Source organism: Streptomyces sp. NPDC053474 (genome assembly GCF_044544845.1).
Taxonomy (GTDB): Bacteria; Actinomycetota; Actinomycetes; order Streptomycetales; family Streptomycetaceae; genus Streptomyces.
The window spans coordinates 144,279-164,831 of the sequence record NZ_JBITXV010000016.1 but is presented as its reverse complement, the minus strand read 5'-3'; the positions used below and the strand labels follow the sequence as shown (position 1 = coordinate 164,831).

Annotated in this window: 11 protein-coding genes; 10 read left to right on the top strand and 1 reads right to left on the bottom strand. The window is 74.6% G+C overall.

Annotated elements, in window-relative coordinates; genetic code table 11:
* Positions 1 to 14: 14 nt before the first annotated feature.
* The 10 genes from ACIG3E_RS32235 (at position 15) to ACIG3E_RS32190 (ending at position 18,836) form a co-directional block, all read left to right on the top strand.
* On the top strand, positions 15 to 8,966 hold the full coding sequence (locus tag ACIG3E_RS32235; RefSeq protein ID WP_399623138.1) for an SDR family NAD(P)-dependent oxidoreductase: 8,952 nt from the start codon (positions 15 to 17) through the stop codon (positions 8,964 to 8,966).
* A gap of 43 nt (positions 8,967 to 9,009) precedes the next feature.
* Entirely contained in the window at positions 9,010 to 9,858 is an 849-nt protein-coding gene (locus tag ACIG3E_RS32230; protein WP_399623098.1) for an arylamine N-acetyltransferase, read from the top strand.
* Positions 9,859 to 9,904: 46 nt separating this feature from the next.
* On the top strand, positions 9,905 to 10,978 hold the full coding sequence (locus tag ACIG3E_RS32225) for a 3-dehydroquinate synthase family protein (protein ID WP_399623097.1): 1,074 nt from the start codon (positions 9,905 to 9,907) through the stop codon (positions 10,976 to 10,978).
* On the top strand, positions 10,975 to 12,246 hold the full coding sequence (locus ACIG3E_RS32220) for a 3-deoxy-7-phosphoheptulonate synthase (RefSeq protein ID WP_399623096.1): 1,272 nt from the start codon (positions 10,975 to 10,977) through the stop codon (positions 12,244 to 12,246). Before ACIG3E_RS32225 ends, ACIG3E_RS32220 begins: the two co-directional genes overlap by 4 nt.
* Positions 12,243 to 13,127: a shikimate dehydrogenase family protein gene (locus ACIG3E_RS32215; RefSeq protein ID WP_399623095.1), complete on the top strand. Its 885-nt coding sequence runs from the start codon at positions 12,243 to 12,245 to the stop codon at positions 13,125 to 13,127. The genes ACIG3E_RS32220 and ACIG3E_RS32215 overlap by 4 nt, the downstream gene beginning before the upstream one ends.
* A gap of 227 nt (positions 13,128 to 13,354) precedes the next feature.
* Positions 13,355 to 14,515: a 3-amino-5-hydroxybenzoate synthase gene (gene rifK, locus ACIG3E_RS32210; protein ID WP_399623094.1), complete on the top strand. Its 1,161-nt coding sequence runs from the start codon at positions 13,355 to 13,357 to the stop codon at positions 14,513 to 14,515.
* Entirely contained in the window at positions 14,512 to 15,612 is a 1,101-nt protein-coding gene (locus ACIG3E_RS32205; protein ID WP_399623093.1) for a Gfo/Idh/MocA family protein, read from the top strand. Before rifK ends, ACIG3E_RS32205 begins: the two co-directional genes overlap by 4 nt.
* 41 nt (positions 15,613 to 15,653) lie before the next feature.
* The gene (locus ACIG3E_RS32200; RefSeq protein WP_399623137.1) at positions 15,654 to 16,346 is read left to right on the top strand and encodes an HAD-IA family hydrolase; all 693 of its coding nucleotides are present in this window, start codon (positions 15,654 to 15,656) and stop codon (positions 16,344 to 16,346) included.
* 14 nt (positions 16,347 to 16,360) lie between these two features.
* Positions 16,361 to 17,302, top strand: coding sequence for an ROK family protein (locus ACIG3E_RS32195; RefSeq protein ID WP_399623092.1), 942 nt, complete (start codon positions 16,361 to 16,363; stop codon positions 17,300 to 17,302).
* Between the two features lie 289 nt (positions 17,303 to 17,591).
* Entirely contained in the window at positions 17,592 to 18,836 is a 1,245-nt protein-coding gene (locus ACIG3E_RS32190; protein WP_399623091.1) for a cytochrome P450, read from the top strand.
* A gap of 71 nt (positions 18,837 to 18,907) precedes the next feature.
* On the opposite strand, the gene ACIG3E_RS32185 is transcribed toward ACIG3E_RS32190, so the two are convergent.
* Complete coding sequence (locus ACIG3E_RS32185; protein WP_399623090.1) at positions 18,908 to 20,515, bottom strand: bifunctional 3-(3-hydroxy-phenyl)propionate/3-hydroxycinnamic acid hydroxylase; 1,608 nt, start codon at positions 20,513 to 20,515, stop codon at positions 18,908 to 18,910.
* Positions 20,516 to 20,553 lie beyond the last annotated feature (38 nt).

The window sequence follows — 20,553 nt, the reverse complement described above, 5'->3', positions numbered from 1 at the left end:
ACGCCGCCGGTGTCGTGTCCGGCCGGGTCACCGGGTCGGGCGAAGCGGGCAAGGTCGTCTGGGTGTTCCCCGGGCAGGGCTCACAGCGGGCGGGGGCGGGCCGGGAGCTGTACGAGCGGTACCCGGCGTTCGCGGAAGCCTTCGACGAGGCCTGCGAGCAGCTGGACGCGTGCCTCGCCGGGCGGGTCGACCACCCCGTACGGGACGTGGTCCTGGGCACGGTCGCGGGCAGCACCGACCTGCTGGACCAGACGGTGTTCACCCAGACGGGCCTCTTCGCCGTGGAGAGCGCCCTGGCCCGTCTCGTCGAGTCCTGGGGCGTACGGCCGGACGCGGTGATCGGGCACTCGATCGGCGAGGTCACCGCCGCGTACGTGGCGGGCGCCCTCACGCTGCCGGACGCGGCCCGCCTGGTCGCGGCCAGGGGGCGGCTCATGCAGGCGCTGCCGCCGGGCGGCGCCATGGTCGCGGTGGCCGCGCGCGAGGATCAGCTCGTCGGGCTGCTGCGCGAGGGCGTGGAGGTCGCCGCGGTCAACGGCCCGTCCGCGCTGGTGCTCTCCGGCGACGAGGACGCGGTCCTCGCGGCGGCGGACCTGCTGCGGGAGCGGGGCCACAAGACGAAGCGCCTCGCGGTGTCGCACGCGTTCCACTCACTGCGGATGGAACCGATGCTGGCCGACTTCACCGCGGAGCTCACCGACGTGGCGTGGCAGCGGCCCGCGATCCCGGTGATCTCGAACGTGACCGGTCGGATCGCCGAGCCCGCTGAACTCGCCGACCCGCGCTACTGGGCCGAACACGTGCGCCGACCGGTGCGGTTCGCCGAAGGCGTCGCGGCCGCCGCGGAGTTCGGCGGCACCCTGTTCGTGGAGCTGGGGCCCGGCGCGGCCCTGACCGGCCTGGTCGAGGAGACGGCCACCGCCACGACCGCCGAGGTGACATGCGTCGCCGCCCTGCGCGAAGGCCGCCCGGAGGAGGCGACGCTGCTGGCCTCGATGGCCGAGCTGTTCGTACGAGGGGTGGCCGTGGACTGGGCGCGCCTGCTGCCCGCCGGGTCCGCCTCCCGGCACGTGGACCTGCCGACGTACGCCTTCGACCACCAGCACTACTGGCTCAAGCCCGGCACGTCGGCCACGGACGCCGCCTCCCTCGGGCAGGCGGCGGCGGACCACCCCTTGCTCGGCGCGGTGGTGCGCCTCCCGCACTCCGACGGCCTGGTCTTCACTTCCCGCCTTTCGCTGCGCACGCACCCGTGGCTGTCCGATCACGCGGTCGGCGGTGTGGTCCTCCTGCCGGGCACGGGCCTTGTGGAGCTGGCCGTGCGGGCCGGTGACGAAGCCGGGTACGGGAGCCTCGAAGAGCTGGTCATCGAGGCCCCCTTGGTGGTGCCCGCGCGCGGCGCGGTGCGGGTGCAGGTCGCGGTGGGCGCCCCGGGTGAGACGGGCACGCGCACCGTTGAGGTGTACTCCCAGCGCGAGGACGACGGCGCCGCGGACACCTGGACCCGCCACGCCGCGGGCCTCCTGGCGGCCACCGCCCGCCCCCGGGACCGCGGCGGCTTCGACTTCACCGCCTGGCCGCCGCCCGGCGCGCGCCCGGTGGACGTGCACCCCGGCGACTTCTACGACGACCTGGCCGCACGCGGCTACGGCTACGGCCCGGCCTTCCGCGGCCTGCGGACGGTGTGGCGGCGCGGCGACGAGGTCTTCGCCGAGGTCGCCCTGCCCGAGGAGCAGCGCAAGGAGGCCGACAGGTTCGGCATCCACCCCGCGCTCCTCGACGCGGCCCTGCACGCCGGGATGCTCGCCGCCACGGCGGACCCGGCGGGGGACGAACCCGCGCGGCCCGTGCTGCCGTTCGCGTGGAACGGCCTCGTGCTGCACGCCGTCGGCGCCTCGGCGCTGCGGGTGCGCCTGGCGCCCGGCGGCCCCGGCGCCGTGTCCCTCACGGCGGCGGACGAGACCGGCGGCCCCGTCGTGACGATGGACTCGCTCGTGTCCCGGCCGGTGACCGAGGGGCAGCTGGAGAGCGCTGCCGACACGGCGGCCGCCACCGCGCTGTTCGGCGTGGACTGGACCGAGCTGCCCCCACCACAGGGAGAGCCGCAGAGGTGGGTGCCGGTGTCCACCACCGACGAGGTGGCGGCCCTGGCCGCGCGTGCCGACGTACCCCCGGTGGCCGTCCTGGAAGCTGTTGGCGGCGACGGTGAGGACGCGGTACTCGCCCTGACATCACGGGTGTTGGAGGTCGTCCAGGCCTGGCTGGCCGAGGCCGCCCTTGAGGAGTCCCGCCTCGCCGTCGTGACCCGGGGGGCGGTGCCCGCGGGCACCGGCGTGGTGAGCGACCCGGCGGGAGCGGCTGTGTGGGGCCTGGTGCGCGCGGCCCAGGCGGAGAACCCGGACCGTCTCCTCCTGCTGGACACCGACCCCATGGCGGACGGCGCCCTGGACGCGGTGCTGGGAGCGGTGCTTGCGGGCGGTGAGCCGCAGGTCGCGGTGCGTGGATCGAGGTACTGCGTGCCCAGGCTCGTGCGGGTCGCCGGTCATGTGCCGGAGGCGGGGAACAAGTTCAGCTCTGGAAAGAGCGTTCTACTCACTGGTGGAACTGGTTCCCTGGGCGGGCTGCTGGCCCGTCATCTGGTCGCCCGGCACGGCGTACGGCACCTTCTCCTCGCCAGCCGCCGAGGCGCGGACGCCGAGGGAGCGGCGGAGCTGGTGGCGGAACTCGCCGAGCAGGGGGCGACCGTATCGGTCGTGGCGTGCGACGTGTCCGACCGCGAGCAGGTCCGTGCCCTGCTGGCGTCCGTACCCGACGAGCACCGGCTGGGCGGCGTCGTGCACACCGCGGGCGTGCTGGACGACGGGGTGATCGGGGCGCTGACCCCGGAGCGCCTCGCGGGGGTGTTCGCGCCGAAGGCGGACGCGGCGCGACACCTCGACGAGCTGACCCGGGGCCTCGACCTCGACGCGTTCATCACCTACTCCTCCGCGGCGGGCGTGTTCGGGTCGGCGGGCCAGGGCAACTACGCGGCGGCCAACGCCTACCTCGACGGTCTGATGGCGCGGCGCCGGGCGGCGGGCCTGCCCGGGCTCTCCCTCGCCTGGGGCCTGTGGGAGCAGACCGCGGGCATGACCGCACACCTCGACGACGTCGACCAGGCGCGTGCGAACCGCGGCGGCGTACTGGCCATCACCGCCGCCGAAGGCATGGAGCTGTTCGACGCCGCGGTGGCGTCCGGGCAGCCGCTGCTGGTCCCGATCAAGCTGGACCTGCGGGGAGCCCGCGCCGGTGCGGCCTCCGGCGGCGCGGTCCCGCACCTGCTGCGCGGCCTCGTCCGGGCGGGCCGACAACAGGCGCGGGCCGCCTCCTCCGGCGACGTCGAGCTGACCCGGCGCCTGGCCGGGCTCGCCGCGACGGAACAGGAGGCCCTGCTGCTCGACCTGGTCCGCACCCAGGCCGCGGTCGTCCTCGGGCACGCGGGCCCCGGGGGCGTACGGCCGGACACGGCATTCAACGAAGCCGGGTTCGACTCCCTCACCTCGGTGGAACTGCGCAACCGACTGCGCGAGGCGACCGCTCTCAAGTTCCCCGCCACCCTCGTCTTCGACTACCCGACCCCGGAGGCGCTCGCCCGCTACCTGCGCGAGGAACTGGCCGAGACGGCGGACGGCGCCACGGCCCCGTCCGCGCCGCCCGTGGCCGCGGATCCGGACGAGCCGATCGCGATCGTCGGGATGGCGTGCCGACTGCCCGGCGGGGTGGTGGACCCCGAGGGCTTGTGGCGGCTTGTACGGGAGGGCCGCGAGGGGATGGCACCGTTCCCGGAGGACCGGGGCTGGGACCTGGACGACCTCTTCGACGCGGATCCCGACAACACCGGTACGTCGTACGCGAGTCAGGGCGGATTCCTCCAGGGCGCGGGCCTCTTCGACCCCGGCTTCTTCGGCATCTCGCCGCGCGAGGCGCAGGCGATGGACCCGCAGCAGCGGCTGCTCCTGGAGACCTCCTGGGAGGCGTTGGAGCAGGCGGGCATCGATCCCCTGTCGCTGAAGGGCACCGACGTCGGGGTGTTCTCCGGGGTGTCCACCCAGGGCTACGGGATGGGCGCGGACGCACGGGACGTGGAGGGCTACACGGGCACAGGCTCGGCGCCGAGCGTGGCCTCGGGCCGGGTGGCGTACGCCTTCGGTTTCGAGGGTCCGGCGGTCACGGTGGACACGGCGTGCTCGTCGTCGCTGGTGGCGATGCACCTGGCCGCGCAGGCGCTGCGGCAGGGCGAGTGCTCGATGGCACTCGCCGGTGGTGTCGCCGTGATGGCGACGCCCGGGGCCTTCGTGGAGTTCTCTCGGCAGCGGGGCCTGGCCACCGACGGGCGCTGCAAGTCCTACGCGGCGGGCGCCGACGGCACCGGCTGGTCCGAGGGCGTCGGCCTGGTGGTCCTTGAGCGCCTTTCGGTGGCGCGCGAGCGCGGGCACCGGATCCTGGCCGTGTTGCGGGGCAGCGCGGTCAACCAGGACGGCGCGTCCAACGGCCTCACCGCCCCCAACGGCCCCTCCCAGCAGCGCGTGATCCGTAAGGCCCTGGCCCACGCGGGCCTCACCCCGGCCGACGTGGACGTGGTGGAGGGCCACGGCACCGGAACGACCCTGGGCGACCCGATCGAGGCGCAGGCCCTGCTCGCGACGTACGGGCAGGGCAGGGATCCGGAACGGCCGCTGTGGCTGGGCTCGTTGAAGTCGAACATCGGCCATGCGCAGGCCGCCGCGGGCGCGGCCGGTGTGATCAAGATGGTGCAGGCACTGCGGCACGCGGTCATGCCCCCCACCCTGCACGTGGATGAGCCCACGACCGAGGTGGACTGGTCGACGGGCGCGGTGGAGCTCCTGACGGAGGCCCGCGCGTGGCCGCGAGAGGGGCGTCCGCGCCGGGCCGGGGTATCCGCGTTCGGCATCAGCGGCACGAACGCGCATCTGATCCTGGAGGAGGCGCCCGAGGAGCCGGTCGCGGAGGATGTCGGCCCGGTGGGTGTGGTGCCGTTGGTGGTGTCGGCGCGGAGCCGGGTTTCGCTGGCGGGGCAGGCCGGGCGTCTTGCGTCGCATGTGGAGTCGGGTGCTGGCGCTTCGTTGGCGGGTGCGGCAGGGGCGTTGGTCTCTGGTCGGGCTGTGCTGGGTGAGCGCGCGGTGGTGGTGGCGGGCTCGGGCGAGGAGGCGCTGGCCGGGTTGCGGGCGCTTGAGCGGGGTGAGAGCGGTCCGGGGCTGGTGTCGGGGAGCGGGGGTGCGCCGGGGGATCTCGTGCTGGTGTTCCCGGGGCAGGGCTCGCAGTGGGCAGGTATGGGCCGTGAACTCCTCGATTCCTCGCCGGTGTTCGCGGAGCGGGTGGGGGAGTGCGCGGTCGCCCTTGCGCGGTGGGTGGACTGGTCGCTCATCGACGTACTACGGGGGGATGCTGAGCCTGAGCTTCTTGAGCGGGTGGATGTGGTGCAGCCCGCGAGTTTCGCGGTGATGGTGGGTTTGGCGTCGGTGTGGGAGTCCGTCGGGGTCCGGCCGGATGCGGTCCTTGGTCACTCGCAGGGGGAGATCGCGGCGGCCTGCGTGGCGGGGGCGCTGTCCCTTGAGGACGCGGCCCGTGTGGTGGCGCTGCGGAGCCAGGCCATCGCCGCACGGCTCGCCGGGCGTGGCGGGATGGCCTCGGTGGCGCTGAGCGAGGCGGAGGCTCTGGGGCCGCTTGAGCCCTGGGCGGGTCGGGTGGAGGTCGCCGCTGTCAACGGGCCGTCGTCGGTGGTGGTCGCGGGTGACGCCGAAGCTTTGGACGAGGCGCTGGAGGCCCTGTCCGGTGACGGTGTGCGCACGCGCCGGGTGGCGGTGGACTACGCCTCCCACACCCGCCACGTAGAGGACATCGAGGACGTGCTGGCCGAAGCGCTGGCAGGTGTGGAAGCGAAGGCCCCGGTGGTGCCGTTCTTCTCGACCGTGACTGGCGGCTGGGTGGAGGAGGCCGGGGTCCTGGACGCCGGGTACTGGTACCGCAATTTGCGCGGTCAGGTGCGGTTCGGTCCGGCCGTGGCCGACCTGCTCAGGCAGGGGCACGGCGCGTTCGTGGAGGTGAGCGCGCACCCCGTACTGGTCCAGCCGATCACCGAGGTCGTCGATGCCGCCGACAGTACGGCGGTGGTGACGGGCACGCTGCGGCGCGAGGAGGGCGGACTGCGGCGACTCCTGGCGTCGATGGCGGAGTTGTTCGTCAAGGGGGTGCGCGTGGACTGGGCGGGTGCGCTGCCCGCCGGAGCCAGGAACGCGCCCGCGGACCTGCCGACGTACGCCTTCGACCACCGGCACTACTGGCTCAAGCCTGCCGAGTCGGCGACCGGCGCGGCGGCGCTGGGCCTCGCCGGGGCCGGTCACCCGTTGCTGGGCGCGGTGGTGCGGCTTCCGCAGACGGACGGGCTCGTGTTCACCTCGCGTCTTTCCCTGCGGACGCACCCATGGCTGGCCGACCACGCGGTCAGCGGTGTCGTACTCGTCCCGGGCACGGGGCTCGTGGAGCTGGCGGTGCGGGCCGGTGACGAGGCCGGGTGCGGGGTCCTCGAAGAGCTGGTGATCGAGGCGCCGCTCGTGGTGCCCCGGCGCGGCGGGGTGCGCGTGCAGGTCGCGGTGGGCGGGCCGGGTGAGACGGGCGCGCGGACCGTCGAGGTGTACTCCCAGCGCGAGGACGACGACGGAGCCGACACGTGGACGCGGCACGCCACCGGGCTCCTCGCGACCACCGGCCACCCCCATGACCTGGGCGGCTACGACTTCACGGCGTGGCCGCCGCCCGGCGCGGAACCGGTGGACATCAGCGACGGCTACGGCCGGCTCGCCGGGGGCGGCTACGGGTACGGCCCGGTGTTCCAGGGCGTGCGCGCGGTGTGGCGGCGCGGCGACGAGGTGTTCGCCGAGGTCGCCCTGCCCGAGGAGCAGCGGGAGGAAGCGGGCAGGTACGGCATCCACCCCGCGCTCCTCGACGCGGCCCTGCACTCGACCATGCTGAACGCCGTGGCGGCGGTCACGGAGGCCGCCGGTGACGGCAGCGCGGACGGCATCGAACTGCGGCTGCCCTTCGCCTGGAACGGGCTCGCCCTGCACGCGGCGGGCGCCTCGGCGCTCCGGGTCCGCGTGGCGAAGCCCGAGCGCGACGCCCTGTCGCTGGAGGCCGTGGACGAGGCCGGAGGCCTGGTCGTGACGTTGGACTCGCTGGTCGGCCGGGTGGTGTCCGCCGAGCAGTTGGAGACGGCGTCGGACACGGCACGCGCCGACTCGCTGTTCCGGGTGGAGTGGACGGAGCTGCCCCCGGTGCGACAGGCGCGGACCGCGCCGTCGTGGGTGGCCGTGGCCACGGCGGAGGAGGTGGCGACGCTGGCCGACGACGTGGAGTCGGGCGCGGCGGCCCCCGCGCTGGCGGTCATGGACGCCGTCGGCGGCGACGAGGAGGACGCCGCCCTGTCGCTGGCCTCCCGGGTCCTCGACGTCGTGCAGTGCTGGCTGGCCGGAACCGGACTGGAAGAGTCGCGGCTGCTTGTGGTCACCCGGGGCGCGGTGCCCGCCGGGGGCGAGGACACCGTGCGGGATCCGGCAGGGGCGGCCGTGTGGGGCCTGGTACGCGCCGCGCAGGCCGAACACCCGGACCGTATCGTCCTGCTGGACGTCGACGCCGATGTGAACACCGGCGTGGAGCCCGTCCTGGGCGCGGCCCTCGCTAGCGGCGAGCCGCAGGTCGCCGTGCGCGGCACGGTCCTCTCCGTACCACGCCTCGCCCGCGCCACCGGCCAAGCCCCCGACGCGTCACCGGTGTTCGGCCCGGAGGGAACCGTCCTGATCTCGGGTGCCGGATCCCTGGGCGGCCTGGCGGCCCGGCACCTCGTCACCCGGTACGGCGTACGGCATCTGCTCCTGGCCAGCCGCCGGGGCGCGGACGCGGAGGGAGTGCCGGAGCTGGTGGACGACCTCACCCGAGAAGGCGCGACGGTGTCGGTGGTGGCGTGTGACGTGTCCGACCGCGACCAGGTGAAGGCCTTGCTGGCGGGCGTACCGGACGAGCACCGCCTGACCGGCGTCGTGCACACCGCGGGCGTGACGGACGACGGAGTGATCGGGGCACTGACACCGGAGCGTCTTGAGCGGGTGTTCGCGCCGAAGGTGGACGCGGTGCGCCACCTGGACGGGTTGACGCGGGAACTGGGCCTGGATCTCGATGTGTTCGTCGTCTACTCGTCCGTGTCGGGCGTCTTCATGGGTGCGGGCAGCGGAAGTTACGCCGCCGCGAACGCCTTCCTGGACGGTCTGATGGCCACCCGGCGGGCGGCGGGTCTGCCCGGCCTGTCCTTGGCCTGGGGCCTGTGGGAGCAGACCACCGGCATGGCCGCCCACACCGACGACCTCACCAAGAGCCGGATGAGCCGCCGCGGCGGACTGCGGGGGATGACTCCGGCGGAGGGCATGGAGCTGTTCGACGCGGCCATGGGGTCCGGGCAGGCCCTGCTGGTACCGGCCAAGCTGGACCTGCGGGGCGTCCGTGCCGGGGCGGCGGCCGGTGGCGGGGTGCCGCACCTGCTGCGCGGCCTCGTCCGCGCCGGACGGCAACAGGCGCGGGCGGCGGGCGGCGACGAGCACCGGCAACTGTCCGAGCGGCTCGCCGCCCTGCCCGCGGCCGAGCAGGCGACGGTGCTGCTCGACCTGGTGCGGAGCCAGGTGGCGGCGGTCCTCGGCCACGGCACGACGTACCACATCGACGCCGACCAGGGGCTCTTCGAGATCGGGTTCGACTCCCTCACGGCCATCGAGCTGCGCAACCGGCTGCGCACCCTCACCGAGCGGAAGCTCGCCCCCGGCCTCGTCTTCGACCACCCGACGCCAGGAAGGCTCGCCGCGCACCTGCACGCGCTGATGTGCGGCGAACAGGCCGCGGCCCCGGTGGCGCTCTCCGTATGAACCCAGCGGTCCCCCCGCGAAACCCATGGAAAGAGGCGACGACGTGTTCGACGTGAGCGACTACCTCCAGCGGATCGGCTGCGGCACGGAGACCGGCGTGGACGCCGCGACGCTGCGGAAGCTGCACAAGAGCCACCTCATGGCGATTCCCTACAACGGCGCCGCCCAGGACCTGCGCGACGGGATCCGCCTCGTCGACCTCGACGAGGACGCCCTGTTCGAGACGAGCGTCGTCGACGGGCACGGCGGCACCTGCTTCCAGCTGGCCCGGCTCTTCCACCGGCTGCTCGGTGAACTCGGCTACGACGTCACGCTGCTGGCGGCCAGCACCGCCGAAGGCCGGGAGAACTTCGGGCTGGACGTGGAGCACATGTTCAGCCGGGTCGCCCTGGACGGCGAGGAGTGGCTCGTCGACGTCGGCTACCCGGGGCCCCACTACATCGAGCCGCTGCGGATCACCGACGTGGTGCAGACCCAGTACGGATGCCAGTACCGCCTGGTCGAGAACGCGTCCGGGTTCGCCCTCCAGCGCCGGGGGCGGGTCAGCCGGTGGAGCGTCGTCTACACCTTCACGACGAAGCCCCGGCAGTGGAGCGACTGGAGGGAACTGGAGGAGCTCCTCAACCGGGAGTACGCGGTCACCGCCGCCCCGCCCGACGCGTGCCCGATCGCGCGCGGAACGGACCGCATCTTCACGGAGATCGAGGCGACCACCGGGGCGCACGACGGCCTGGACGTCCTGTGCGGGCGCACCTTCGACGACGGCCAGGTCGTCCTGAAGGGGCGGCGCTGCCTGACGGTCCGCGGCGGCCGCGAGGACGTGCGCACGATCAAGGACGACGACGAACACCGCGACCTGGTCTTCCGCATTCTGTCCGGCGAATTCAGCTGACCTCGCGCCGCGCGCACGCCCGCGCGGCGCCCCGAAGGGGGACAAGATGGCTTCCGTACCGCTGCGCCTCACCGACCACGCGTACGACGTGCTGATCGGCCCGGGGGTACGCGCGTCGCTCACCGACGTGGTCCGGCGCCTCGGCGCCAGGCGGGCCGTCGTCGTGTCGGCACGCCCGCGGGAGTGGGTGCCCGACACCGGCGTCGAGACGCTGCTGCTGCCGGCCCGCGACGGGGAACGGGAGAAGACCCTCGCCACGGTGGAGGCGCTGTGCGGGGAGTTCGTACGGTTCGGACTCACCCGGTCCGACGTCGTCGTGTCCTGCGGCGGCGGGACGACCACCGACGTGGTCGGCCTCGCGGCGGCGCTGTACCACCGGGGCGTGCCCGTGGTGCACCTGCCCACCACGCTGCTCGCCCAGGTCGACGCCAGCGTCGGCGGCAAGACGGCGGTGAACCTGCCCGCCGGGAAGAACCTCGTCGGGGCCTACTGGCAGCCCAGCGCGGTGCTGTGCGACACCGACTACCTCGCGACCCTGCCGCGCAGGGAACTCCTGAACGGGCTCGGGGAGATCGCCCGCTGCCACTTCATCGGCGCCGCCGACCTGCGCGGCCTTCCGCTCGTGGAGCAGATCACCGCGAGCGTCACCCTCAAGGCCCGCATCGTGGAGGCGGACGAGCGGGACACCGGGGTGCGGCACATCCTCAACTACGGCCACACGCTGGGCCACGCCCTGGAGAAGGAGACCGGCTACGCCCTGCGCCACGGCGAGGCGGTGGCCGTCGGCACGGTCTTCGCGGGCCGCCTCGCCGGTGCCCTGGGCCGGATCGGCCCGGCCCGGGTGGCGGAACACCAGGACGTCGTCCAGCACTACGGGCTGCCCGCCGCGCTGCCCGCCGAGTCCGACCCCGCCGCCCTGCTGCGGCTGATGCGGCACGACAAGAAGGCGCTCACCGGCCTCGCCTTCGCCCTGGACGGCCCGGACGGCGCCGAGCTGGTGAGCGACGTGCCCCGGGAGGCCGTCGCCCGCGTCCTGGAAGAGATGCCCCGGGCGCCCCTCGCCGAGCTCGTCGGCGCCGCCGAGCCCGGGGTTGTCGCGGCCGAAGCGGCCAGGGCATGAGCCGCCCGCCCCAGCCCGAGGCAGGACCCGCGCACCGCCTCCTGGCCGACCGGCTCGCGGCGGCCCTGGCCAGGCCGGTCGCGCAGCAGCCGGACTGGCCGGACCCGGAGCGGGCGCAAGCCGTGGTGGCGGCCCTGAGCCGGGCCGAGCCGCTCGTGACCCCCGCCGAGACCGCGCGCCTGGCGGAGCGCCTCGCCGCGGTCGCGCACGGCGAGGCGTTCCTGCTCCAGGGCGGCGACTGCGCCGAAGCCTTCGCCGAGAACACCGAGGCCCACCAGCGGGCCAACCTGGGCCTGCTCACGGACATGGCCGCGGTGCTCGCCCGCCGCGCGGGGCGGCCCGTCGTCACGGTCGCCCGGATGGCCGGGCAGTACGCCAAGCCGCGCTCCCGGCCCCTGGACGCGCGGGGCCTTCCCGTCTACCGCGGCGACCTGGTCAACTCGATCGAGCCCACGCCCGCGGCCCGCACGCCGGACCCCTCCCGGATGCTGCGGGCCCGCGCCGACGCGGCGGACGCCATGGCCGTGGTCCGGGACTTCAGGACCGGCACGCGGGCACGGCCCGACGACGACGGCGAGCTCTACGTCAGCCACGAGGCGCTCGTGCTCGACTACGAGCGGACCTCGCTGCGGGCGGACCTCGGCGGCCCCGAGCCCCGGCTCGCCAGCGGCCTCGCGCACTTCCTGTGGGTCGGCGAGCGCACCCGCGACCCCGACGGCGCGCACATCGCGCTCGCGGAGCTCCTGTCCAACCCGATCGGCCTCAAGCTCGGCCCCCGCACCACCCCGGAGCAGGCCCTCGCCTACGTGCGCAGGCTCGACCCGCACGGCGAACCGGGACGCCTCACACTGATCAGCCGCATGGGGCACACCCGGGTCCGCGCCGTCCTGCCCGCGATCGTGGAGAAGGTCACCGCCTCCGGCCACCAGGTGATCTGGAGCTGCGACCCGATGCACGGCAACACGTACACGTCGGCGGGCGGCCACAAGACCCGCGCGCTCCAGCACATCGCCGACGAGGTCTCCGGGTTCTTCGAGGTGCACCGGCGCCTGGGCACCCACCCCGGCGGCCTGCACGTCGAGCTCACCGGCGACGACGTCACGGAGTGCCTCGGCGGTCCCCGCGGCCTCACCGAGGCCGACCTGCCCGCCCGCTACCGCACGGCCTGCGACCCGCGCCTCAACGCGGAGCAGTCGATGGAACTCGCCACCACCGTCGCGGAGCTGGCGGCGGCCGGTGCCACGGACAGAGAGGTAAGACTGCGATGACCGGACACCCACCAGCCAAGGAATGCCCTGCCGCCAAGGAGCACCCACCCGCCAAGGGACACTCGACCGCCCCCGGACACCCACCCGCCCCGCCCATCACGGGCACCACCCGGCTGTACGCCGTCCTGGGCGACCCCGTCGCCCAGGTCCAGTCGCCCGCCCTGATGAACCCGCTCTTTGCGCGCCTCGGCCGGGACGCGGTGCTCGTGCCGGTGCACGCCCGGCCGCCGCACCTCGAAGCCGTCGTACGCGGCCTGCGGCGGATCGACAACCTCGACGGCATGTTCGTCACCGTCCCGCACAAGGCGGCCGTACGCGCGCTCGCCGACCGGCGGGGCCCGACCGTGGACATCGTCGGCAGCGCCAACGTGCTGCGCCGGGAGGCCGACGGCGGCTGGCTCGCGGAGAACTTCGACGGCTCGGGCTTCGTGACGGGCCTCGTCGCCGCCGGACACGACCCCAAGGGCGCCCACGTGGCGCTCGTCGGAACGGGCGGCGCGGGCAGCGCCATCGCCGCGGCCCTCCTTACGGCGGGCGTCGACCGCCTCTCCGCGTACGACACGGACACCGCGAGGCTCGGCGCCCTCGTCGCCCGTCTCGACGCGCACTGGCCCGGCCGGGTCCGCGCGCTGACCGGACCGCACCCGCGGGGCGCCGACATCGCCGTGAACGCCACCCCGCTCGGGCTGCGCCCCGACGACCCGCTGCCCTTCCCGCCGGACTGCCTGCGGCCGGGCGGCGTGGTGGCCGACATCGTCATGAAGCCCCGCGAGACCAGGCTCCTGCGCGAGGCGGCCGCCCTGGGACACCCCGTCCATCACGGCATCCACATGCTGGAGGGCCAACTGGACGCCTATCAGGCCTTCTTCGGCCTCGCCTAGCGGCGGCGCCGACTACCTGACCGAGGGATGCGGGGGCGCCACCGGGCCTCTACTTTGGACCTGTTGGTCAGCTTTTCTTCCGACACATGACGCCGCACGGGGCGGAGTGTGCGCGACGTCCGCGATCTCGACGGCGAGTGTGCCCACGTGCGCCCGCGTCCCCCTCCGCGGCACGCGGCCCCGACCGTCCCGCACCCCGCGTCGAGCCCACCCATGGTTGGAGACACATGAACGTGCGACAGGCGCCGGAGTACCCCGCGTGGCCGCAGTACGACGTGCGGGAGCGGGAAGGACTCGTCCGCGCCCTCGAACAGGGCCAGTGGTGGCGGATGGGCGGCAGCGAAGTCGACTCCTTCGAGCGGGAGTTCGCCGAGCACCACGGCGCCCCCCACGCCCTCGCGGTCACGAACGGCACGCACGCCCTCGAACTCGCCCTCCAGTGCATGGGCGTCGGCCCCGGCACCGAGGTCATCGTCCCGGCCTTCACCTTCATCTCCTCCTCCCAGGCGGCGCAGCGCCTCGGCGCGGTCGCCGTACCCGTGGACGTCGACGAGGACACGTACTCCCTCGACGTGGCGGCGACCGCCGCCGCCGTGACCCCCAGGACCCGGGTGATCATGCCCGTGCACATGGCGGGCTTCATGGCGGACATGGACGCCCTGGCCAAGCTCTCCGCCGACACGGGCGTGCCGCTGCTCCAGGACGCCGCGCACGCCCACGGCGCCCGCTGGCGCGGGAAGCGCGTCGGCGAACTCGGCTCCGTCGCCGCGTTCAGCTTCCAGAACGGCAAGCTGATGACCGCCGGTGAGGGCGGCGCCGTCCTGTTCCCCGACACCGAGCTGTACGAGACCGCGTTCCTGCGGCACAGCTGCGGGCGGCCCCGCACCGACCGCAGGTACCTGCACCAGATCGCCGGATCCAATCTGCGGCTCAACGAGTTCTCGGCGGCGGTGCTCCGGGCCCAGCTCGGCCGCCTCGACCAGCAGGTGAGCACCCGTCAGAAGCGCTGGGCACTCCTTTCCGGGCTCCTCGGCGCGATCGACGGAGTGACCCCGCAGCGCGGTGACGAGCGCACCGACTTCCCCTCCCACTACATGGCGATGTTCCGGGTCCCCGGCATCGGTGAAGAGGAGCGCAACGCCCTCGTCGACCGGCTCGTCGAGGTGGGCGTCCCGGCGTTCGCGGGCTTCCGCGCGATCTACCGCACCGCCGCCTTCTGGGAGTTCGGCGCGCCCGACGAGACCCCCGACGAGGTCGCCGAGCGCTGCCCCCGCACCGAGGCCATCAGCCAGGACTGCGTCTGGCTCCACCACCGGGTGCTGCTCGCCGAGGAGCAGGCCCTGCACGAGACCGCCGCGATCGTCGCGGACGCCGTGGCCGTCATATGAGCGTCAGGACGGCCGTCGTCGGACTCGGCTGGGCGGGCCGGGAGCTCTGGGCGCCCCGGCTGCGCGCGCACGCCGACTTCGACGTGGTGGCCCTCGTCGACACCGAGGCCGCGGCACGCGCGGCGTTCGAGGCCCCGCCGGGCGTTCCCGTGCACCCGGCGGCGGACGCGCTCAGCGCGGCGGACGTCGACCTCGCCGTCGTCGCCGTACCCAACCATCTGCACGCCGAGGTGGCGGGAGCCCTCCTCGGCCGGGGCGTCTCCGTCTTCCTGGAGAAGCCGGTGTGCCTGACCACCGCCGAGGCCGACGCCCTGGCCGCCGCCGAACGCGCGGGCGGGGCCACGCTCCTCGCGGGCAGCGCGGCCCCCCACCGCGGCGACGTGGCGGCCCTCGCGGCCCTGGTGCCGGACCTCGGACACGTCCGGCACGCCGAGCTGTCCTGGGTCAGGGCGCGCGGCGTGCCGAGGGCGGGCGGCTGGTTCACCCGGCGCGGCGAGGCGGGCGGCGGGGTCCTCTTCGACCTCGGCTGGCACCTGTTCGACACGCTCGCCGCGCTGCTCGGCCCGGCCCCCTTCACCCAGGTCGTCGGCGTGACGTCGAGCGACTTCGTCAACGCCCCGGCCTGGGGTGCGGCCTGGCGGCACGACCGGCCCGGCGCCGAGGCCGCCGGCGACGTCGAGGACACCGCGCGGGGCTTCCTCGTCCGCGCCGACGGGATCTCCGTGGGTCTGCGCGCGGGCTGGGCGTCCCACGAGGCCCTGGACGTCACCCGGATCCAGTTCGCGGGCAGCGCGGGCACCGCCGAGCTGCGCTGCACCTTCGGCTTCAGCCCCCACCGCGACCCCGAGCCCGTCCTGACGCTGACGCGCGAAGGCACCACCACGCGGGTCCCGGTGCCGGACGAGCCGATCGGCGACGAGTACCGGCGCCAGCTGGACGGCCTCGCCGCCGTCCTGAAGGAACCGGACAGCCGCGGCCGGGCCATCGCCGAGGCCCGCACGACGGTCCGCGTCATCGAGGACTTCTACGCCTCGGCCCGCTCCGCGCACCCGCGCGACGGCGTGCCCGCGGGGCGATGGACGGGGGAGAGCCAGTGACACCAGCGGCTTCGGGAGATCCGGCCGACGCGGTGGACGGCATCAGCGCGGGGACGGGGCCGACGGCGACCGCGACGGACACGCTCGTGCCCGTCAGGCGCGCCGTGGTCTTCGACCTGGACGGCGTCATCGTCGACAGCTTCGCGGTGATGTACGAGGCGTTCGCGATCGCCTACAAGGAGGTCGTCGGCGAGGGCCCGGCGCCCTTCGACGAGTACCGGCGGCACTTGGGGCGCTACTTCCCGGACATCATGCGGATCATGGGCCTGCCCCTGGAGATGGAGGAGCCGTTCGTCCGTGAGAGCTACCGCCTCGCCCCCAAGGTGCCGGTCTTCGAGGGCGTCGTCGAGCTGCTCTTGACCCTGCGCGTACGCGGGCTCAAGCTCGCGGTGGCCACCGGCAAGAGCGGGCCGCGGGCGCGCTCCCTCCTCGAACAGCTGGGCCTGCTCCCGTTCTTCGCCCATGTCCTCGGCTCGGACGAGGTGCCCCGGCCCAAGCCCGCGCCGGACATCGTGGAGCAGGCCCTGCGCCTGCTGGGCGTGACCGCCGAGGAGGCCGTCATGGTGGGTGACGCGCCGACCGACCTCGCCAGCGCCCAGGGCGCCAACGTGACCTCGGTCGCCGCGCTGTGGGCCGTCGACGACGCGGACGAGCTGCTCGCCGCCGGGCCGGACGCCGTCCTGCACCGCCCGGCCGACCTGCTGGACCTGTGCCCGCCCGTGCCCGGCGCCTGAGGCGGGCGAACGGCATGGGCATCGGCGGGGGCGACGGTGAGGAGGACGCCTCGTACCTGGGCGTCGACATCGGCGGCACCAAGGTCGCCCTCCGAGTGGAGACCGGCGACAGGTGCGTCCACGAGCGGGCGTTCTCGTGGCCCCCGCGCCACAGCGCCGCCCGGGACCTCGGCCAACTCGCCGCACAGGTAGCCGAGTTACGGGCCGACCTCGGTGTCTCCCTGCGGGCGGTGGGTGTCGCGATGCCCGCCACGGTCGGACCGGCCGAGCGCGTCACCGCCTGGCCGAGTCGGCCGGAGTGGACCGGCACGGACCTGGGCGCGGCCCTGCGCCCCCTGTTCCCCGGGGCGGCCGTCGCCTGGGCGGACGACGGCGACCTCGGCGCGCTCGCGGAGTCCCGGTCCTCGGGCTGCGACGACCTGCTCTACCTCGGCGTCGGTACGGGCGTCGGCGGCGGCCTCGTCCTCGGGGGCGAGCCGTGCCCCGGCCTGGGCCGCGGCTCCTTCGAGGTCGGGCACATGGTCGTCGAGCTGGGCGGTCCGCGGTGCGGCTGCGGCCGCCGGGGGTGCCTCCAGGCCGTGGCCTCGGGCCCGGCGACGCTGCGCCGCGCGAGCAGACAGCGGGGGAGCACGGCCTCCTTCGACGACCTGGTCAAGGCCTGGGGCGACGGGCGGCCCTGGGCCGTCACCGCGCTGCGCAGGACCTGCCGGGCCCTGGCGGCCGCCGCGGTGGGCGTCCAGGAGCTGGTCCAGCCGCGCCTCGTCCGCGTCGGCGGCGGCTTCGCGAACGGCGTCCCCGGGTTCGCCGGGCTCGTCGCCGACCACGTCACGGAGCTGGCCCGCCCGGGCAGGCCCCCGCTGCCCGTGGAGGAGGCCGCCCTCGGCGGCCTGTCCTCGCTGCACGGCGCGGTGTCCCTGGCCCGCTTGCTCGCGCGCCGCCCCTTCCCTGACCCATAAAACCGGTCCCTTTCCCCAGAGAACCAGGAAAGCAGCGCGTCATTCCTTATCAGGTCGGGGGATGCTCAACCAGCCGTGGCTGGCCTATCGTCCCGAAGAGCCGGACTGTATCGAGGCGTCGGCACGGAACGCGCCGCGGCGTGACGGCATACGGGAGAAAGTGACGGCGTACGGGAGGAAAAGGGGCCGTCGGACTTCACCGCATCGCACGGCAATGCCCGTCCCGTGTTCCTGTCTCACGGTGGTGGGTCGGCCGGTCCATTTTCCTTGACGCAGAAGGGGTAGACCCATGACAGCCACCACCGAGAACACGACCCAGCCGATCGACCTGCTCTCGCCGGACCTGACGGCCGACCCCTTCGCGAAGTACGCGCGGATGCGGGAGCAGGCACCGGTCCTCGCGGGCACGGTCCTGGGGTCACCGATGTGGCTCGTCACCGGCTACGACGACGTGCGCCTGGTCCTCACCGACCCGCGGTTCGTCACCGACCCGTCGTCCGTGCGGGGCGGCGACCCGGACGGCGAGCACGCGATCCTGAAGCAGCTCAACATCCCGTCCGACGTGGAGGACCTCATCGCCAAGGCGATGATGAACCTCGACGGCGCCCCGCACGCCCGGCTGCGCAAGCTGGTCTCCCGCGCGTTCACCGCGCGGCGGGTCGCCGAGATGCGCCCGCGCATCGAGCAGCTCACCGCGCGGCTGCTCGACGGCATGGCCGACGCGGGCCGCGACGGCACGCCCGTCGACCTCGTGGAGTCGTTCTGCTACCCGGTGCCCATCGCCGTGATCTGCGAGCTGGTCGGCATCGACGAGGCGGACCGCCCGCAGTGGTCGGGCTGGGGGCGCGTGCTGTCCCTGATGCAGGTCGAGCACCTCCCGACCATCCTGCGCGAGTGCGCCGCACACGTCACGGACGTGATCGAACGCCGCCGCGCCGAGCCGCGCGACGACCTGATCTCGGCACTCGTCCAGGCCCAGGAGGACGACGGCGACCGGCTCTCCGACCGGGAGATGGTCACCCTCGTCTTCACCATGGTGACCGCCGGGCACGAGTCGACGACGTATCTCCTCGGCAACTCGGTGCTCGCCCTCCTGGAGAACCCGGACCAGCTGGCCCTGCTGCGCGCGGACCCCTCCCGCTGGCAGCCCGCCGTGCGGGAACTCATGCGCCTGGGCCCCTCCCAGTTCGCGCAGCCCCGCTACGCGGCGCAGGAGATGGAGCTGAGCGGCGTGCGCATCCCGGCGGGCTCGGCGGTCACTCCGCTGCTCCTGGCCGCGAACACCGACCCGCGCAAGTACCCGGACCCCGAGCGCCTCGACGTGCGCAGGGGCGCGGCGAGCCACGTGGGCTTCGGGATGGGCGCGCACCACTGCCTGGGCGCGCCGCTGGCGTATCTGGAGGCCGAGGTGGCGCTCCAGGCGCTGTTCGACCGGTTCCCCGACCTGTCCCTTGCGGTGAAGCGCGAGGAGATCCCGTGGGCCCTGCGGCCCGGCTTCACCCGGGTCGCGGAGCTTCCGCTGCGCCTGGCCTGAGCCGCCCCGCCGCGCCGGGGTCCGGCCCCGGCGCGGCCGGGCGTGCGCCCGGGGGCACCCGCGACGGCCCGTCAGCTCGCCCCGTGCGGCACGCCGGTCGGAAGCGGGGCGTACAGCCGCTCCCGCAGGTCGTCGAGCAACTCGCGGATGCCGTCGGGGCCGTTCGCGGCGCCGAAGACGTGGTAGTCCGGGCGGACGAGCAGCGCCGTCGCCGCGCACCGGGCCAGATACGGCCGGTAGACGTCGTCGGTGTCCACCACCTCCACGGTGGCGCCCGGCGCCTGGCCCGCCCTGGCTCCCGGCGGCAGCAGCCGCACCACGTGGGCCTCCAACTCGCCGAGGAAGGCCAGCTGTTCCGCGTCGAGCACGGCACCCGGCTCCTCGGTGGTCAGCAGGACGAAGCCGCGGCCCACGACGTCGTCGAAGAGACCGGCCGGGCCGCCCCGGCCCACGCGCCCCTGGGGGACGACCGCGCCCGCGGGCGCGGTCGCCGCGGGCCCCCGGTGCAGCAGTCCGCCGGGCAGCGGCTTCGCGGGCTCCGGCCCCGACGGGGCGCGGCCGCGCCGGTTGGCGAGGACCGTGGCGTCCCGCTCGGCGGCGGCCACGGGGTCCGTCACACAGATCAGCCGCCCCAGCTGGACCGAGGCCAGGATCGCCTCCTTGGCCTGCGCGCGGCGCTCGTGCGCATAGCTGTCCAGGAGGGACGCGGCCGCGCGGCCGCGCAGCGTCAGATCCAGCTTCCACGCCAGGTTGACGACGTCCCGGATGCCGGAACACATGCCCTGCCCGGCGAAGGGCGGCATGAGGTGGGCCGCGTCCCCGGCGAGCAGGACGTGCCCCACGCGCCACCGGTCGGCCCAACTGGCCTGGAAGATGTACGTGGTGCTGCGCAGCAGCGTCGCCGTGTCGGGGGTGACGCCGAACGGAGCGAGCAGCCGCCAGGCCGTCTCGTCCCGGGTGAGCTCGGCCGCGCTCTCGCCCGGCAGCCGCATGAACTCCCAGCGCCGCCGCCCGGGGCCGCTGCCCACCAACGTCGTGGGCCTCGCCGGGTCGCAGACCTGCACGTTGGTGGGGGTGAACGCGCGCGGCTCGCGCAGCTCGACGTCGCAGAGCAGCCACTCGTAGGAGAACCCGAGGTCGGTGACGGGCACGTCGAGGTGGTCGCGCACGAAGCTGTTGGCGCCGTCGCAGCCCACGACCCACCGCGCGGACAGGACGCGGGCGGAGCCGTCGCCGGTGGCGGCCGTCACCTCCACCCGCCGCTCGCCGTCGGCGATGCCGACGACCTCGTGGCCGCGCAGGACCGTGACCCCGTCGAGCGCCGCGGCCCTGGCCGCGATCAGCTCCTCCAGGGCGGGCTGGTGCATCGTGTTGGCGTCCGGCCAGCCGTAGGGGCCCGCCGTCGTGAAGGGGATGTCCACCAGCGCCGCACCGGCGGCGGTCCGCCACTGGTAGCCGGTGGCTGGTTCGGTGATCCGGCCCAGGCCGGGGCCGATGCCGGTGGTGGCGAGGAGCCGGGCGGTCTCCCCGTCGAAGCTGGTCGCCCGGGGGAGCGGATACGGCCGCCGACGGCGCTCCAGCACGGTCACGCGCCAGCCGCGCTGGGCGAGCAGCACCGAGAGCGTGGCGCCGACCGGTCCGTTGCCCACGACGACGACGTCGGCGTCCGCGGGGTCCACAGGCACTTCGCTGAACGGCGTCAAGGGAAACCTCGCAC